Source organism: Luteimonas sp. MJ250 (genome assembly GCF_039548455.1).
Classification (GTDB): domain Bacteria; phylum Pseudomonadota; class Gammaproteobacteria; order Xanthomonadales; family Xanthomonadaceae; genus Luteimonas.
Window position 1 is genome coordinate 1 of sequence record NZ_JBCLVB010000001.1, and the last position, 16,657, is coordinate 16,657.

The 16,657-nt window shown below is 69.3% G+C and carries 12 protein-coding genes, 1 pseudogene and 1 riboswitch; of the genes and pseudogenes, 7 read left to right on the plus strand and 6 right to left on the minus strand.

Annotation, left to right across the window (positions count from 1 at the left end):
* Positions 1-366 precede the first annotated feature (366 nt).
* Positions 367-1,830 (minus strand): adenosylhomocysteinase, encoded by a 1,464-nt coding sequence (gene ahcY, locus WCE37_RS00005; protein ID WP_343277579.1) that lies wholly within the window; start codon positions 1,828-1,830, stop codon positions 367-369.
* 48 nt (positions 1,831-1,878) lie between these two features.
* Positions 1,879-1,955: riboswitch (S-adenosyl-L-homocysteine riboswitch) on the minus strand.
* A gap of 182 nt (positions 1,956-2,137) precedes the next feature.
* On the opposite strand from ahcY, the gene WCE37_RS00010 reads away from it, so the two are divergent.
* The 3 genes from WCE37_RS00010 to WCE37_RS00020 all read left to right on the plus strand — a co-directional run bounded on the left by WCE37_RS00010 (position 2,138) and on the right by WCE37_RS00020 (position 7,462).
* Positions 2,138-3,886 carry a LysM peptidoglycan-binding domain-containing protein gene (locus tag WCE37_RS00010; protein WP_343277580.1) on the plus strand — a complete coding sequence of 583 codons (1,749 nt, stop codon included), beginning with the start codon at positions 2,138-2,140 and terminating at the stop codon, positions 3,884-3,886.
* Between the two features lie 159 nt (positions 3,887-4,045).
* Positions 4,046-6,526 carry a prolyl oligopeptidase family serine peptidase gene (locus WCE37_RS00015; protein WP_343277616.1) on the plus strand — a complete coding sequence of 827 codons (2,481 nt, stop codon included), beginning with the start codon at positions 4,046-4,048 and terminating at the stop codon, positions 6,524-6,526.
* A gap of 45 nt (positions 6,527-6,571) precedes the next feature.
* Entirely contained in the window at positions 6,572-7,462 is an 891-nt protein-coding gene (locus tag WCE37_RS00020) for an SDR family NAD(P)-dependent oxidoreductase (RefSeq protein WP_343277581.1), read from the plus strand.
* 58 nt (positions 7,463-7,520) lie between these two features.
* Here WCE37_RS00020 and metK read toward each other — a convergent pair whose 3' ends face one another.
* The gene (metK, locus tag WCE37_RS00025; RefSeq protein WP_343255817.1) at positions 7,521-8,735 is read right to left on the minus strand and encodes a methionine adenosyltransferase; all 1,215 of its coding nucleotides are present in this window, start codon (positions 8,733-8,735) and stop codon (positions 7,521-7,523) included.
* Between the two features lie 124 nt (positions 8,736-8,859).
* Between metK and WCE37_RS00030 the strand changes: the two genes are divergently transcribed.
* Complete coding sequence (locus WCE37_RS00030; RefSeq protein ID WP_343277582.1) at positions 8,860-9,909, plus strand: metal-dependent hydrolase; 1,050 nt, start codon at positions 8,860-8,862, stop codon at positions 9,907-9,909.
* Positions 9,910-10,043: 134 nt separating this feature from the next.
* The gene (locus WCE37_RS00035) at positions 10,044-10,643 is read left to right on the plus strand and encodes a nitroreductase family protein (protein WP_343277583.1); all 600 of its coding nucleotides are present in this window, start codon (positions 10,044-10,046) and stop codon (positions 10,641-10,643) included.
* Between the two features lie 56 nt (positions 10,644-10,699).
* Here the strand turns inward: WCE37_RS00035 and dusB are convergent, their stop codons facing one another.
* The 4 genes from dusB to WCE37_RS00055 all read right to left on the minus strand — a co-directional run bounded on the left by dusB (position 10,700) and on the right by WCE37_RS00055 (position 15,278).
* Positions 10,700-11,698 carry a tRNA dihydrouridine synthase DusB gene (dusB, locus tag WCE37_RS00040; RefSeq protein WP_343277584.1) on the minus strand — a complete coding sequence of 333 codons (999 nt, stop codon included), beginning with the start codon at positions 11,696-11,698 and terminating at the stop codon, positions 10,700-10,702.
* A gap of 85 nt (positions 11,699-11,783) precedes the next feature.
* On the minus strand, positions 11,784-12,752 hold the full coding sequence (locus tag WCE37_RS00045; protein ID WP_343277585.1) for a ribokinase: 969 nt from the start codon (positions 12,750-12,752) through the stop codon (positions 11,784-11,786).
* Between the two features lie 12 nt (positions 12,753-12,764).
* Entirely contained in the window at positions 12,765-14,063 is a 1,299-nt protein-coding gene (locus WCE37_RS00050; RefSeq protein WP_343277586.1) for a nucleoside transporter C-terminal domain-containing protein, read from the minus strand.
* 84 nt (positions 14,064-14,147) lie between these two features.
* Positions 14,148-15,278: a GGDEF domain-containing protein gene (locus WCE37_RS00055; protein WP_343277587.1), complete on the minus strand. Its 1,131-nt coding sequence runs from the start codon at positions 15,276-15,278 to the stop codon at positions 14,148-14,150.
* An 88-nt stretch (positions 15,279-15,366) separates the two neighbouring features.
* Between WCE37_RS00055 and WCE37_RS00060 the strand changes: the two genes are divergently transcribed.
* The gene (locus WCE37_RS00060) at positions 15,367-16,335 is read left to right on the plus strand and encodes an aldo/keto reductase (protein ID WP_343255824.1); all 969 of its coding nucleotides are present in this window, start codon (positions 15,367-15,369) and stop codon (positions 16,333-16,335) included.
* Between the two features lie 162 nt (positions 16,336-16,497).
* Positions 16,498-16,608, plus strand: a pseudogene (locus WCE37_RS00065) (hemin uptake protein HemP); the annotation flags it as partial.
* Between the last annotated feature and the right edge of the window lie 49 nt (positions 16,609-16,657).

The following is a 16,657-nucleotide window of genomic DNA, read 5'->3' on the forward strand; positions in this document are numbered from 1 at the left end:
CACAGGGGGTGTGCGTACAGCCGGCCATGGATGGCCGGCGGCCGGCCTTGGGAGCAGGACGCGGACAGGCCGGGGGAGCACACCCCCTGTGCGCGGGACGGGCAGCGCGGACCACAACGGAGATGCACGGGACGGGCAGCGCGGACCGCAACGGAGGCCCTGTCGCAACAACTGGCCCCCGCCGCAACAACTGGCCCCGCGCTGTCGTCGATCGCGGCTGTAGCCGCTCCCACAGGGTTGGGAGGCGCCGTTCCCACGGGATTGGTGCCAGGGCGGGGTGCGGGCCTCGGTTGCGGGAAGAACCCAAAAAAAGGGCGCCCCGGGGGCGCCCTTTTTCATGTACCCGCGGACATGTCCGCAGAAGGCTCAGTAGCGGTAGTGCTCCGGCTTGAATGGACCTTCCACCGGCACGCCCAGGTAGTCGGCCTGTTCCTGCGTCAGCTTGGTCAGCCTCACGCCGATCTTCTCCAGGTGCAGGCGCGCGACTTCCTCGTCGAGCAGCTTGGGCAGGATGTAGACCTTCTTTTGGTACGTGTCCTTGTTGGCCCACAGGTCGATCTGCGCCAGCGTCTGGTTGGCGAACGAGTTCGACATCACGAAGCTCGGATGACCGGTGGCGCAGCCCAGGTTCACCAGGCGGCCTTCGGCGAGCAGGAACATCGCGTTGCCGTTTGCGAACACGTACTTGTCCACCTGCGGCTTGATGTTGATGATCTCCATGCCGTCCACCGCCTTCAGCGCATCGACCTGGATCTCGTTGTCGAAATGCCCGATGTTGCAGACGATGGCCTGGTCCTTCATCGCGGTCATGTGCTCGACGCGGATGATGTCCTTGTTGCCGGTGGTGGTGACGTAGATGTCGGCCTCGCCGAGGGTCTCCTCGATGGTCGCGACCTCGAAGCCTTCCATCGCGGCCTGCAGCGCGCAGATCGGGTCGATCTCGGTGACGATCACGCGTGAACCATAGGCGCGCAGCGAAGCCGCGCAGCCCTTGCCGACGTCGCCATAGCCGCAGACCACCGCGACCTTGCCGGCCAGCATCACGTCCAGCGCACGCTTGAGGCCATCGGCCAACGACTCGCGGCAGCCATACAGGTTGTCGAATTTCGACTTGGTCACCGAGTCGTTGACGTTGATCGCCGGCACCAGCAGCTGGCCGTCCTGGGCCAACTGGTAGAGGCGATGCACGCCGGTGGTGGTCTCTTCGGAGACGCCCTTCCAGTCGCGGACCACGGTGGTCCAGAAGCCGGGGCGCTCTTTGGCGACGCGCTTGAGCAGGTTCTTGATCACCTGCTCCTCGTGGCTGGACGCGGGGGCGTTGACCCAGCTCTCGTCGCCCTGCTCGAGCTCGAAGCCCTTGTGGATCAGAAGGGTCACGTCGCCGCCGTCATCGACCACCATCTGCGGGCCGAGAAATTTATCTTTACCGTCGGCGCCCTTGCCGTCGGGGAAGCTCAGCGCCTCGAGCGTGCAGTCCCAGTACTCCTCCAGCGTCTCGCCCTTCCAGGCGAACACGGGAGTGCCGGTGGCGGCGATGGCGGCGGCAGCGTGGTCCTGGGTCGAGAAGATGTTGCACGAGGCCCAGCGCACGTCCGCGCCGATGTCCTTCAGGGTCTCGATGAGCACCGCGGTCTGGATGGTCATGTGCAGCGAGCCGGTCACGCGCACGCCCTTGAGCGGGGCGCTGGCGGCGTGCTTGCGGCGGATGGACATCAGTCCCGGCATCTCGTGCTCGGCGATGTCGATCTCCTTGCGGCCCCAATCGGCCAGGGAGATGTCGGCGATCTTGTAGTCGCCCTCTGTAGAGAAGGTCTTGGTCACAGCGTTCATGCGGAAGCTCCGGTTTCTGTGCCCGCTCCCGCCCGGAAGGGAAGGGTGGGGAACCGGGCGCCGTTCGGGTGCGATCCGCCGAGCCTGGCCGTGCTGGTTCCACGGTCGCAGCGCCCCTCGGCGGAGACGCGGATTATATCGCCTGCGGCTCCCCGGCGAACGGCCGGGGCTGTCCCTGCGCCAAACGGCGGCCCGGTGAAGCCCGGGCGGCGGCCCGCGGAGCGGTAACCTAGGGTCGCACCGGGTTCAGGACGCGCCGTGCTTTCACTAGTCTGGTCCCACTCCCCGGAATGATCGGACGCCTGCCATGGCCATCACTGCAATCGGATACACCCAGCCCGCCCCGCCGCCGCCGCCCGAGCCGCCGAAGCAGTACGAGATCGCGCGCGGCGACAGCATCGACAGCATCGCGAAGGCAAATGGCACCACCCCGCAGGCGCTGATCGGCGCCAACCCGCAGTTGTCCAATCCCGACACCCTGTATCCGGGCGACATGCTCAACCTGCCGGCCGCGGCCGCCGAAACCGCCGACGCAGGCGGCTCCGCCAAGGTCACCGGCGACGAAACCGCAAAGACGGGAACTGAAGCCAACGGCACGAGTTCGAAGAGCGAGGCCAGCGTCGGCGTGTCCGACGACGGCGTCACCGTGGGCGGGAAGCAGACCGAGAAGACCACCACCACCGATGCCGAGGGCAACAAGTCCACCAGCGGCGCCAGCGTGGGAGGCAGCGTTGCGGTCGATCCCGACAAGGGCACGGTTTCACTGACGGCCAACGGCGGGTTCAGCGAGAGCGTCAAGAACTCGAAGGGTGTCGGCCTGAGCTTCGGCATCGACGGCAGCACCACGGTCGTGGCCGGCCAGAAGACCGGGAACGGCGTCACCACCTATACCGCCTCCAGCGACGTGTCGGTGACGCTCAATGCCGGTGTGGACGTGAAGCAGGCAGGCCTGGAATACGGCCGCACCGACGGTATCAAGGCGTCCTACGAAGTCTCGATGCCGGAACAGGCGGCGAAGGGCACCGACCTGGCCAGCGTCAATCCGTTCGATCCGTCATCGATGCCGACCGGCACGATCATCAGGATCGACGGCTCGAGCTATTCCAGCAACGAGTTCAAGGCCACCTTCAGGAACATCGCCGCCGAGACCAAGGTGACGAACGAGGAGGGCACCAGCCTCCTGGTGGAGAAGACCGGGGCCGACACCGTGCGCGTGACCGCCGGGCCGACCGAGGCCATCCGGGCGTACAACGGCGTGGGCCTGGACTTCGAGCAGGTCAAGCTCATGCTGGGCAATGACACCAGCCTGGCCGGCGCCACGCTCAAGACCGCCGAGTTCGACCTGTCCACGGTGGAAGGGCAAGCCGCATACGGCGACTTCGTGGCCAACGGCAACATGCCTGCCGACAACGGCACCGGCGTGTCGGAAGTGAAGACCATCGAGAAGATCGACTTTTCCTCGCAGGCCAAGGTCGACGTGAAGCTCGGCCCGGTGGAACTTGGCCTGGAGGGGGCGGCGAACACCGGCAATTCGGTGGTCACCACGTATCCCGACGGCACGATGGAGCGCACCGTGGACGTGCAGTACGGCGACAACGTGCCGATGACGCTGACGCAGAAGTACGATGCCGACGGCGAGGAAATCATCGGTGAGCGGCAGTACGCGTTCACCATGCAGGTCGACCGGAACACGGCGCAGATGGTCAATGCCGCGCAGACCGGTGACGTGGGCAAGGCGCATGACGGCCCGGTGGAGCCCGGCGACACGGTCACCATCACCTACACCGAAGCCGAAATGGCCGAGCTCCAGGGTCATGCCGAAGGCGCGCTGGAGGCGACCGACGGCATGGACCACGAGCTGCGCGCGCTTACCCAGGACTACGATGGGAACCCGGTGGCGACCTTCGATTTCGCGATGGGCCTGGCCCGAAACCTGGGTGGGACGGAGTACGGCAGCGCCGAGAGGTTGTTCAACATCTCGAGCTCGGCCGATGGCCACTACGCCGATGGCAACTATGTCCAGTTGCCGGGCACGGTGACAGTGCAGGAGGGCTGACCGCCTGCGAGGGCCGTGCCGTGGCGGGCATGACCCTCGCCACGGTACGCGGGGGTGGTGCACGGGCTAGGCTCGGGGTTTGCCCTGAGCAGGACCCACGCCTTGCATACGCCCGCACTGAAGACCCTCGCCGCTCCGTTGCTGCTCGCCTGCCTGGCGATGGCACCTGCGCCATCGCAGGCCCGTGACACGGCTCCAGGCGCCGCAAGCGCCGGCGACGCCAGCAGCGACACCAATGGCTACCGCCTGCCGGCGCCCGCGCTGCGCGCGATCGTCGATGCGCCGCAGGCACCGCGCCTGGCGCTGTCGCCCAAACGCGACCTGATCGCCTATATGCAGGTGCCGTCGCTTCCGGGCATCGATGTCGTCGCCCAGCCCGAACTCAAGCTTGCCGGCCTGCGCATCCACCCGCGCACGCAGTCGGCCAGCGCCTTCAGCTTCATCGACGACCTCTGGCTGCAGTCCGTGGACGACGGCGCCGAACGCCGCATCGCGGGCCTGCCGCAGCCGCTGGCACTGGCGTCGATGCAGTGGTCGCCGGACCAGCGCCACATCGCCTTCAGCCACGTCGACCAGCGCGCCGGGCGCGTCGAGCTGTGGCTGGTCGACGTCGCCGCGGGACGCGCGCGGCGCCTGATCGAACAGCCTCTGGGCACGGCGGTCGGGAGCGGCTTCGACTGGCTGCCCGACAGCACGGGGCTGATCGCGCTGCTGCGGCCCGACGGGCAGGGTGCGGCGCCGGAAAGCGACGGCATTCCGCGCGGCCCGAACATCCAGCAGACCGACGGCGGAGGCCAGGTGCAGAGCCTGCGCACCTACCAGGACCTGCTGGGCAACCCGCACGACGAGGCGCTGTTCGCCTATTACATGACGCGCCAGCTGGCGCGGCTGGGGCTGGACGGGCGGGTGGAGACGATCGGCGGCCCGGAGCTGTACGTGGGCGCATCGGTGTCACCGGATGGCCGCCACCTGCTGCGCCAGCGCCTGGAGCGCCCGTTCTCCTACCTGGTGCCGTATTCGCGGTTCCCGCGGCGCATCGACGTGATCGACATGGGTGGCGAACTGCTGCACACCGTCGCCACGCTGCCGCTGGTGGAAGGCCTGCCCACGGGCAATGACGCCGTGGCCACCGGCGTGCGCCGCATCGCCTGGCGCGCCGACGCGCCGGCGACCCTGGTCTGGGCCGAAGCGCAGGACGGCGGTGATCCCGCGCGCGAGGTGGAGGTGCGCGACCGCGTGTTCGCACACGCCGCGCCCTTCAAGGGCGAGCCCGATGCGATCGCTGATCTGTCGATGCGCTACGGCGGCGTGCGCTGGGGCCATGGCGGGCTGGCGCTGCTGACCGAATCCTGGCGAAAGACGCGCCGGACGCGCGAATGGCGGCTTGCGCCCGACACCGGCGCCGCGCCCGTGCTGCTGCGCGAAGGCTCGTACGAGGACCGCTATGCGGATCCCGGCACCCCGGTGATGCAGCTCGATGATCGCGGCTTCGCGCGCCTGCTGACGACCGGCGGTGGCGAAACCATCTACCGCATCGGCGACGGCGCGTCGCCCGAGGGCGACCGGCCCTTCGTCGATCGGCAGGACCTGGCGGGCGGCGGGATCGAGCGCCTGTTCCGGTCGGAGGCGCCGTGGTACGAGGCGCCGTTTGCGCTGCTCGACGCGGAGGCGTCGCGCATCCTCACCACCCGCGAGTCTCCGACCGAGCCCGCGAACATCCTGCTGCGCACGCTCGGTGCCGCCGCGGATGCCGAACCGGTCGCGCTGACCGACTTCCCGCATCCCACGCCGGCGCTGCGCGGCGTGAGCAAGGAGCAGATCCGCTATTCGCGCGCTGACGGCGTCGAGATGACCGCCGACCTGTACCTGCCCGCCGGCTACGAGCCCGGGCGCGACGGCCCGCTGCCGATGCTGATGTGGGCCTACCCGCGCGAGTTCAAATCCGCCGATGCCGCAAGCCAGGTGCGCGGCTCGCCGCATCGTTTCAACCGCATCAGCTACTGGGGACCCCTGGCGTACCTCGCGCGCGGCTATGCCGTGCTCGACGGCCCGACCATGCCGATCATCGGCGAGGGCGACGCCGAGCCCAACGACAGCTACGTGAAGCAGCTGGTCGCGAGCGCGCAGGCCGCAGTGGACGCGGTGGTGGAGCGTGGCGTGGCCGACCGGGAGCGCATCGCGATCGGCGGGCATTCCTACGGTGCGTTCATGACCGCCAACCTGCTGGCGCACTCGGACCTGTTCCGCACCGGCATCGCGCGCAGCGGCGCATACAACCGCTCGCTGACGCCGTTCGGCTTCCAGGCCGAAGAGCGCAACTACTGGCAGGCCACCGAAGTCTATGACGCCATGTCGCCCTTCGACCATGCCGACAGGATCAACGAGCCGATGCTGATCATCCACGGCGAACAGGACAACAACTCCGGCACCTTCCCGATGCAGAGCGAACGCATGTACGCGGCGATCAAGGGCCTCGGCGGCACCGCGCGCCTGGTGATGCTGCCCAACGAGTCGCATGGCTACCGCGCACGGGAGTCGATCCTGCACATGCTGGCCGAGACGGACGAGTGGCTGGAAAAGCACGTCAAGGACGCGGAGCCGAGGTCATCGAAACGACGGGAAGACGGCGGGGCAGGTTGAACCGGCACGCATTTCCATCCATTTCCAACTGACGGGAGGACGGCCATGCCGTTGAACGGGCGTGTAGCAATTGTCACGGGTGCGGGCGGCGGGCTTGGCCGCGAGCACGCGCTTTACCTTGCGCGCAAGGGCGCGCGCGTGGTGGTCAACGACATCGGCAGCGGACAGGCCGAGGCCGTGGCCGAGGAGATCCGTGCTGCCGGCGGCGAAGCCATTGTCGCGGCCGGTTCGGTCACCGACGAAGCCGCGGTCGCCGCGATGGTCGCGCAGGCACTCGGGACGTGGGGACGCATCGACATCCTGGTCAACAACGCCGGCATCCTCCGTGACAAGAGCTTCGGCAAGATGGAGCTGGATGCCTTCCGCCAGGTCGTGGACGTGCACCTGATGGGCGCGGCGATCTGCACCAGGGCGGTGTGGGAAACGATGCGCGCGCAGGGCCACGGCCGCATCGTGATGACCACGTCCTCCTCGGGCCTGTGGGGCAACTTCGGCCAGGCCAACTATGGCGCGGCGAAGATGGCGCTGGTCGGCCTGATGCAGACGCTTGCCATCGAAGGCGCCAAATACGACATCCGGGTCAACTGCCTGGCGCCGACGGCGGCCACGCGGATGATGGAAGGGATCCTGCCGGAAGAGCAGCTGGCGGCACTGGACCCGAGGCTGGTCAGTCCGGCGTTGCTGCCGCTGGTGGTGGAGGGCGCGCCGACGCGCGCGATCGTCTGCGCCGGCGGCGGGCATTTCGCGCGTGCGTACGTCACGCTCACCGAAGGCCGGTACATGGGTGCCGGCGACGATGCCGGGGAACGCCTGATCGCCGAATGGGAGGCGGTGTCCGATCCTGCAGGCCAGGTCGTGCCCGAATACGGCTTCACCCAGGCCGAACGCGAAGTCGCCAGCGCGCAGGCGCACTCCGCGGCGTCCGTGCCGGCCTGAGCAAAAAACCTGCAGGAGCAGCAGGTTGGAAGGGGCTGCGGTCCGCAGCCCCCGGTCCTCAGAGCTTCGCGGCCTTGCGCAGCTCGTCGGCCTTGTCCGTCTTTTCCCAGGAGAACGCCGTCGCCGTATGCGTCTTGCCGGCGGCATCCACGTAGCTCACGTCCTGCGGCTTGCGGCCGAAGTGGCCGTAGCTCGCGGTGCGCTGGTAGATCGGATGCACCAGGTCCAGCATCTTGATGATGCCGTAGGGACGCAGGTCGAAGTGGCGGCGGATCAGCTTCTCGATCAGGTCGTCGCCGACCTTGCCGGTGCCGAAGGTGGTCACCGAGATCGAGGTCGGCTCGGCGACGCCGATCGCGTAGCTGAGCTGCACCTCGCAGCGGTCGGCGAGGCCGGCGGCAACGACGTTCTTGGCCACGTAGCGCGCGGCGTAGGCAGCCGAACGGTCGACCTTTGACGGATCCTTGCCCGAGAACGCGCCGCCGCCGTGGCGCGCCCAGCCGCCGTAGGTGTCGACGATGATCTTGCGGCCGGTGAGGCCGCAGTCGCCCACCGGGCCGCCGATCTCGAACTTGCCGGTCGGGTTGATGTGGTACTTGGTGCCCTTGTGCAGCCACTTGCCCGGCAGCACCGGCGCAAGGATCTCTTCGCGCACGGCTTCGACCAGGTCCTTCTGCCTCACGCCGGGGGCGTGCTGCGTGGACAGGACGACCGCGTCGATCGCCACCGCCTGGCCGTCTTCGTAGCGCAGCGTGACCTGGCTCTTGGCGTCCGGACGCAGCCACGGCAGCGGCGACTTCTTCTTCTTGCGCACCTTGGCCTGCTGCTCGACCAGGCGATGCGACAGGTGGATCGCGGCCGGCATGAAGCTGGAGGTCTCGTTGGTGGCGTAGCCGAACATCAGGCCCTGGTCGCCGGCGCCCATCTCCTCGGGCTTCTTGCGGTCTACGCCCTGGGCGATGTGCGGCGACTGCTTGCCGATCAGGTTCAGCACGCCGCAGGTGGCGCCGTCGAAGCCGACGTCCGAGGAGTTGTAGCCGATGTCCAGGATCACCTTGCGGGTCAGCGCCTCGAGGTCGATCCACGCGCTGGTGGTGATCTCGCCGGCCACGATCGCGACGCCGGTCTTGACCATGGTTTCGCAGGCCACGCGGGCGGCCTTGTCCTGGGTCAGGATGGCGTCGAGCACGGCGTCCGAGATCTGGTCGGCGATCTTGTCGGGATGGCCTTCGGAGACCGATTCGGAGGTGAACAGGAAGGACGGGCTGGTCATCGCGGCTTATATCCCTTGATACGGATGAAAGGATGGGCGCGCATGATACACGGGCGCTGGCCCGCGTGCATTGTGCCGGCCCGCACATGATCCCGGCGCAAACGCGGGGGGCTACCATTCGCGGATGGATTCACTGACCCAGATCGTGCTCGGCGGCGCCGTCGCCGCCGCCATCGCGCCGGCCGCGCACCGCCGTGCCGCCCTGCTTGCCGGTGCGGTGCTCGGCACCCTGCCGGACCTCGACTCGCTGCCGATCAAACTGTTCACCGACGATCCGGTGGCGCTGATGACCCTGCACCGCGGCGCCAGCCATTCGCTCTTGGTCCTGCCGCTGCTGGGCTGGGTGGTTTGGACCTTCTTCCGCGGTCGCGGCGGGCGCGTGGCGGAGGCACCGCGGCCGTGGTTCTGGGCGATCCAGCTGGCGCTGCTCACGCATCCGCTGCTGGACGCCTTTACCGTCTACGGCACCCAGCTGCTCTGGCCGCTGCCGCTGCCACCGGTGATGTGGTCCAGCATCTTCATCATCGACCCGCTGTACACGGCGTGGCTCCTGCTGGCCTGCATCGCGGCGTTCCTGCTGCGCGAGCGCGCGGCCGCCCGGCATGCGCTCGCCGCGGGGCTGGCGCTGAGCACCGCCTATCTGGGCTGGTCGCTGCTGGCGAAGGGGATGGTCGAGCGCGAGGCCGGGCGGGCGCTGGCCGCCATGGGCCTGGACGAGGCGCCGCGCTTCTCCGTGCCGATGCCGTTCAACACCCTGCTGTGGCGGGTCGTGGCGATGACGCCGGACGGCTACGTCGAAGGCCTGCGCTCGCTGGCGGACGATCCGGGGACGATGCGGTTCCGGCACCATGCCTCCGATATCGCGGCCCTGGAGGAGGCGGCCGGCGTTCCCGCCGTCGCGCGCCTGGCCTGGTTCAACCACGGGTTCATGCGCGCCGCCGAGGTTGACGGCGGACTGGTGCTGACCGACCTGCGGATGGGCAGCGAGCCGGACTACAGCTTCAGCTTCGTGGTCGCCGAGTTCGCGGACGGGCAGTGGCGGGCCGTCCCGCCCACGCAGTTGTCCTTCGACTGGGGCGACGTTCGCGGTCGCCTGCCGATGGTCTGGGCGCGGATCTTCGACCCGGGCGTCGAGCTGGGCCCGGTGGGCGACTGCCCGGCCACGACCTGCTGAGCACTTCGCCCGAGCCTGGTTCCCCGGGCTGGTGTTCTTTGTATAGAACAATCAGTGGTTTTGAAGTTGATATAAGCCCTATTTGTTTCCAATACCATGGGCCCATCCGCTTCTGAACCCTCCCGGAGAGCCACATGAACAACCCCGTCATCCAGTCCCTGCGCAAGCGCCGCAGCCAGTACAGCCTCGGCCGGAAGGTCGGCCAGTCGCGGGCCGAGATCGAAGCGCTGATCAAGGAAGCCATCCGGCTGAGCCCGTCCTCGTTCAACTCCCAGTCCTCGCGCGCGGTGATCCTGTTCGGCGCGCAGAGCGAAAAGTTCTGGGCGCTGGCCGGCGAGGCGCTGCGCCCCCTGGTGCCGGCCGAGGCCTTCGAGGCCACCGCGGCCAAGCTGGCATCGTTCGCGGCCGGGGTCGGCACCGTCCTGTTCTTCGAGGACCAGGATGTGGTGAAGGGCCTGCAGGAGCAGTTCGCGCTGTACGCGGACAACTTCCCGGTCTGGTCGGAGCAGTCCTCGGGCATCGCCCAGGTCGCGACCTGGACGGCGCTGGCCGAGGCCGGCATCGGCGCCAGCCTGCAGCACTACAACCCGGTGGTGGACGACGCCGTGCGCAGCGAGTGGGACATCCCCGCCAGCTGGAAGCTGCGCGCGCAGATGCCGTTCGGGTCCAACGAGGCACCGTTCGCGGACAAGGCCTTCATGGACGACGCGGAGCGGTTCCGGGTCCTCGCCTGACCGCGGCACGGCGGTCACGAACTCCCGGCCTGCCCGGGGTTTTGTCGTCGGCCGGCTCAGGCCGCCGAAAGCAAGGGCGGGGCGACGCCCGCGGACAGCGCCTCGAAGTAGGCGCGCGTCAGGTCGAGCTGCGCGCGCGCGCTTTCGGCGCGGTTGACCACGGCGCGGAAGGCGGCGTTCTCGGGGCGGTCCTTCGCGTACCAGCCCAGGTGCTTGCGTGCGATGCGCACGCCCGACTGCTCGCCGTAGAACGCGTGCAGCGCCTCGAGGTGGCCGAGCAGGATGTCGCGCACCTCGGTGAGCGACGGCGGAGGGAGCCGTTCGCCGGTGGCCAGGAAATGGGCGACCTCGCGGAAGATCCAGGGCCGGCCCTGCGCGGCGCGTCCGATCATCACCGCGTCGGCGCCGGTGCGGCGCAGGACCTCTGCCGCCTTCGCCGGCGAGTCGACGTCGCCGTTGGCGATCACGGGAATCCGCAATCGCGACTTGACCTCGGCAATGGTGTCGTACTCCGCCCGGCCGGTGTAATGCTGGTCGCGGGTACGGCCGTGCACGGCGAGCGCCTGGATGCCGCAGTCCTCGGCGATGCGCGCGATCGCCAGCGCGTTGCGCTGCCCGGTCGCCCAGCCGGTGCGGATCTTCAGCGTCACCGGCACGTCCACGGCGCCGACCACCGCGGTCAGGATGCGCGCCACCAGGGCCTCGTCGCGCATCAGCGCGGATCCCGCCCAGGCGTTGCAGACCTTCTTCGCCGGGCAGCCCATGTTGATGTCGATGAGCTGGGCGCCATGGTCGACGTTGTGGCGGGCGGCGTCGGCCAGCTGCGCAGGTTCGGTGCCGGCGATCTGCACGCCCACGGGATCGGGCTCGCCGGCGTGGTCCATGCGGCGGAGCGATTTCTCTGTGTTCCAGAAGCGGGGGTCGGATGTCGTCATCTCCGACATGGCCAGGCCCGCGCCCAGCCGCTTGCAAAGCAGCCGGAACGGCTTGTCCGTCACGCCGGCCATGGGCGCGAGGACGACGTGCGGGACGATCGCGTGGGGGCCGATGCGCATGTGCCCATTGTCGCCGATCCCGTAACCGGATGGACGCGGGCGGCGTGGCGCCAATGGCCGGGGGCTGCAGCCCGGGTGTGGTGGCTCAGCCGCCGGGGAAGCGCGCGGACACCTCGTCCGCAGACGGCATCGAGGCCGCCGCGCCGGGGCGCTCGGTCGACAGCGCCGCGTAGCGCGTCGCAAAGCACACGTTCGCCGCGAACGGTCGCGCCGGGGCCAGCGCCAGGGACGCCGCGAGCGCGCCGTTGAAGGCGTCGCCGGCACCGGTGGTGTCGACCACCTTCACCGCCGCCGCAGGGCAGCGGTAGTGCGTGTCGCCGTCGCCGCGCAGGCTGTCCTCGCGATGCGAGACGAAGCAGCCTGCGGCGCCGAGCGTCAGCACCACGGTGCCGCGGGGCAGCAGGTTCCGGCAGTGGCGGTGCAGGCGTTCGCCATCCATCGCGGCAAGGCCTGCCGGATCGGTGGCGCTGTTGCAGTGCCGTGCCAGCAGGGCGGCGAACTCGGTTTCGTTGGGCGTGAGCAGCTCGGCCACCGCCAGCAGCTCGCGGCTGCAGGCGGCGTTGGCAGGTGCCGGGTTGAGGATGGTGTGGGCGCCGCTGGCGCGCGCCAGGCGCAGCGCCTCGACGATGGCATCGACCGGCGACTCGATCTGCGCCAGCACGACGTCGGCGGCGGCGATCGCCTCGCCCTGGGCAGCGACGAATTCGGGCGTCAGCCTGGCGTTCGCACCCGGGCCGATGACGATGCTGTTGCCGCCGCCGGCGTCGACGAAGATTCCAGCGGTGCCGGTGGCGGCCCTGCTGTCCCGGGCGCGCAGGTCGATGCCGTGCGCCGCCGCCAGCCGGCGCGCCAGGCGGCCGCCATCGTCGTCGCCCAGGGCGCAGACAAAGGCGGTGTCGGCGCCGGCACGTGCCGCGGCCACGGCCTGGTTGAAGCCCTTGCCGCCGGCGCCGGTCGCGTATTCGCCTGCAAGCGTCGCGCCCGGCAGCGGCAGCTCCGCGCAGTGCCAGACGTGGTCGACGTTGAACGAGCCGACGACGACGACGCGGGACACGATCGGCCGCCCTCAGGCGCCGATGTGCGTCAGCACGCCGGCGATGGTCGCGGTCATCAGCGTGGCGACGGTGCCGCCCAGCACCGCGCGCAGGCCGAAGCGCGCCAGGTCCTGGCGGCGGTCGGGCGCGAGCCCGCCGATGCCCCCGATCTGGATCGCGATCGAGCTGAAGTTGGCGAAGCCGCACAGCGCGTAGGTGGCGATCAGCCGGCCTTCGTCGCCCAGGCTCACGCCTTCCACGCGGCCGTTGACGATGTCGGCCAGCTGCAGGTAGGCCACGAATTCGTTGATCACCACTTTCTGGCCGATCAGCGAGCCGACCGTGCCGGCATCGGTCCAGGGCACGCCGATCAGCCAGGCCACCGGTGCCAGCACGTAGCCGAAGATGGTGGACAGGTCGGTCGGCTTGCCGATCGCGGCGGCCAGGCCGGTCACATCGCCCAGCCAGGTCAGCGGCGCGTTGATCATCGCGATCAGGGCGATGAAGGCCAGCAGCATCGCGCCGATGTTGAGCGCGAGCTTCAGGCCGTCCCCGGCACCGGCCGCGGCGGCGTCGATCAGGTTGCTGGTGGTCTTCTCGACCTCCATCTTCACCGTGCCGCGGGTCAGCGGCTCGCCGGTCTCGGGGATCAGGATCTTGGCGATTACCAGCGTCGCCGGCGCGGCCATGATCGAGGCGGCCAGCAGGTGCTTTGCGTAATAGGCCTGCTGCGCGGGATCGCCCGCGCCGAGCATTCCGACGTAGGCCGCCAGCACGCCGCCGGCAATGTGCGCCATGCCGCCGATCATCATCGTGATCAGCTCGGACTCGGTCATGCGCGAGATGTAGGGGCGCACGGTCAGCGGCGCCTCGGTCTGGCCGATGAACACGCTGGCGCAGACGCTGGTGGTCTCGGCGCCGGACACGCGCATCACCCTGGTGATCGCCAGCGCCATCACGCGGACGATGAACTGCATCGCGCCCAGGTGGTAGAGCACCGCCATCAGCGAGGCGAAGAAGATGATCGTCGGCAGCACCTGGAAGGCGAAGATGAAGCCGTAGGTCTGGACGTCCATCAGGCTGCCGAAGATGAATTCGGAGCCGGCGTTGACGAAGGCCAGCACCTGCACGAACAGCTGGCCCAGCCAGTCGAAGACCTCGCGTCCGCCGGGCACCAGCAGCACCAGGGCCGCGAACGCGATCTGCAGGGTGACGCCGGTGCCGACCAGCTTCCAGTCGACGCGTCGCTTGTTGTTGGAGAACAGCCAGGTGATCCCGATGAGCACGGCCAGGCCAAACAGGCCGAAGCCAATCCGCGTCAACACTTCCATCGTGATCCCGATCCCCATGCTACGGCCGCGGGCGCGCGGCGACGGGGCAGCGTAGTGCAGGGCGGGAGGGCGGGCAACCGGAACTCAGGGGTCGCGGGCGACGATCCGGTTGCCGCCGGGAGCCTTGGCGGACTTCAGCCGACGGTCGGCGCAGCCGAGCAGGCCCGAGGTGCTGGCGCCGTCCTGCGGCCAGGCGGCCAGGCCGGCGCTGAAGGTGAACGCGAAGGCGTCCTGGCCACGCTCGGGCAGGAACGGGCGCTCGGCGAGCGTCCGGCGCAGGCGGTCCAGGCGCTCCCAGGCGCTGCCCGCGGGGCAGTGCAGCACCATCACGAACTCCTGTCCGCCGATCCGCGCCAGGGATTCGTTGTCGGCAAGCATCTCGCTCATGGTCGAGGCGATGTGGCGCAGGGCGCGGTCGCCGGCCTGCGGGCCGGCCTCGTCGTTGACGCGCTTGAAGCGGTCGATGTCGAGCAGCACCAGGGTCAGCGAGGCGCCCGAATTGCGCGCGGTCGCGAACACGTGCGGCATCCGCTGCAGCAGCCAGGAACGGTTCGGCAGTCCGGTGAGGCCGTCATGCCCGGACCGCTCCACAAGCGACTGCATGCGGCGCACGATCGCGACCGCGGTGCCCGTGGCGACCACCACCAGCAGTAGGCGCAGCAGGTGCGCGCCCACCCCGGCGCCGTCCAGGTCCGATGGCACGAGGCCGCCGGCGGTGCCTGCGCCCGCGGACAGGGCGGCTGCCAATGCCGCGTACTGGACCAGTGCGAGCGCGCCGGCGAACAGGGCCACGCGGCCGTCGGCACGCAGCGCGGTGAGCCCGATCGCGATCAGGTAGAACGACCACGCGGCAACGCTGTCGAGTCCGGCCGCAGGCGCCCCGATTGCCAACACCACGAGCACCGCGGTGACGAGGCTCACGTCCCATGCACCGGTCGCGAACGGCAGCCACGGACGGGGCCGGCGCGACAGTACCAGCCACAGCAGCGACACCGCGCTGGCCAGCACCACGGCGCCGAGGTAGAAGAGGATCCGGCCCATGCCCGCTCCCGACGCCGCGGCCAGCAGCGGCAGCGGCAGTGCGAGCACGGTCAGCAGCAGGCGGATGCGCGCGACCAGGCGTTCGCCGCTCGCGGCCAGATCGCGCATGACTTCGTCGGGCGGCGCCATCAGCTGCCGCAGCATGTCGCCGAACCTGCCTTCGTTGGCGTGCATCGTGCCGTGTCCCCCTTGCCTGCAGGACGAGGATAGCGCGGCAGCGCGGGTAGACTGCCGTCCCGGGCAACAGATGGAGTCGTTGACGATGGAATACCGCAGGCTGGGCGTTTCCGGACTGGTGCTGTCGGCGCTGTCTTTCGGCGCCTGGACGACGTTCGGCAAGGGTGTCGCGCGCGGCGAAGCGCGCAACCTGGTGGCCGCCGCCTGGGACAACGGCATCAATTTCTTCGACAACGCCGAGGGCTATGCCCACGGCGAGGCCGAGCGGGTGATGGGTGACGTGATCGTCGACCTGCGCCTGCCGCGCGACGGCTTCGCGGTGTCGAGCAAGGTGATGTTCGGTTCGGTTGCCGATCCGCGACCGATGCAGAAGGGCCTGTCGCGCAAGCACGTGCACGACGCCTGCCACGGCGCGCTGAAGCGGCTGCGGGTGGACTACCTCGACCTGTACTTCTGCCATCGCCCCGATCCCGACGTGCCGGTGCTGGAAACGGTGGCGGCGATGGACGCGCTGGTCCGCCAGGGCAAGGTCATGTACTGGGGCACGTCGGAGTGGCCTGCGGCGCTGGTCCGCGAAGCGCACGCAGTGGCGCTCGCCAACCACCTGCAGCCGCCAACCATGGAGCAGCCGCAGTACAACCTGCTGCATCGCCGGCGCGTGGAGCTGGAGTACGCGCCGCTTTACGCCGAGCTGGGCATGGGCACGACGGTGTGGTCGCCGCTGGCTTCGGGGCTGCTGACCGGCAAGTACGACCACGGCGTTCCGGAAGGTTCGCGGCTGGCGCAGGACGCCTCGCTGCAGGAACTTGTGATCGGCGATGCCGGCGAGAACCGCCTGGCACGGGCGCGGCGCTTCACTGCGCTGGCCGCCGAACTGGGCGTGCGGCCGTCGGCGCTGGCCATCGCCTGGTGCCTGCGCAACCCGCACGTGTCCACGGTGATCCTGGGCGCAAGCCGCGTGGCGCAGCTCCTGGAAAACCTCGAGGCCCTGGACCTGGCGGCACGGCTGGAAGAGGGCGCGTGGCGCCGGGTCGAAGCCGCGACGGGCGACTGAAATTTCCTGTTGACAGGCAAATGAGAATCATTAGCATTGATCGCTCCCATCGATGAGGAGCAATCAATGCTTGCCTCCCGCGCCCACCCGTCCGGCTTCGACAGCGCCACCGAACTGCCCTCCTGCGAGACGTTGCCGGCCCACGACACTCATCACGGGGAAGTCGACAGCGTCCTTCTGCTGCATGGCCAGCGCGAAGTGCTCATCCGCCATGGCAGCGAGGTCTATCGCCTCCGCCATACGCGCAACGACAAGCTGATCCTGACCAAGTAGCACCGCCCGCGGCCGGGCCCCGGCCGCCGATTCCCCCAAGGCTGCAAGC

Bases quoted from the DNA above. Each gene is read 5' to 3' on its own strand.
- WCE37_RS00010 (WP_343277580.1), top strand. From the start codon at position 2,138: ATGGCCATCACTGCAATCGGATACACCCAGCCCGCCCCGCCGCCGCCG.
- WCE37_RS00030 (WP_343277582.1), top strand. From the start codon at position 8,860: ATGGATTCACTGACCCAGATCGTGCTCGGCGGCGCCGTCGCCGCCGCC.
- WCE37_RS00050 (WP_343277586.1), bottom strand. From the start codon at position 14,063: ATGGAAGTGTTGACGCGGATTGGCTTCGGCCTGTTTGGCCTGGCCGTG.
- dusB (WP_343277584.1), bottom strand. From the start codon at position 11,698: ATGCGCATCGGCCCCCACGCGATCGTCCCGCACGTCGTCCTCGCGCCC.
- WCE37_RS00060 (WP_343255824.1), top strand. From the start codon at position 15,367: ATGGAATACCGCAGGCTGGGCGTTTCCGGACTGGTGCTGTCGGCGCTG.
- metK (WP_343255817.1), bottom strand. From the start codon at position 8,735: ATGACCAGCCCGTCCTTCCTGTTCACCTCCGAATCGGTCTCCGAAGGC.
- WCE37_RS00020 (WP_343277581.1), top strand. From the start codon at position 6,572: ATGCCGTTGAACGGGCGTGTAGCAATTGTCACGGGTGCGGGCGGCGGG.
- WCE37_RS00055 (WP_343277587.1), bottom strand. From the start codon at position 15,278: ATGCACGCCAACGAAGGCAGGTTCGGCGACATGCTGCGGCAGCTGATG.
- WCE37_RS00035 (WP_343277583.1), top strand. From the start codon at position 10,044: ATGAACAACCCCGTCATCCAGTCCCTGCGCAAGCGCCGCAGCCAGTAC.
- WCE37_RS00015 (WP_343277616.1), top strand. From the start codon at position 4,046: ATGGCACCTGCGCCATCGCAGGCCCGTGACACGGCTCCAGGCGCCGCA.
- ahcY (WP_343277579.1), bottom strand. From the start codon at position 1,830: ATGAACGCTGTGACCAAGACCTTCTCTACAGAGGGCGACTACAAGATC.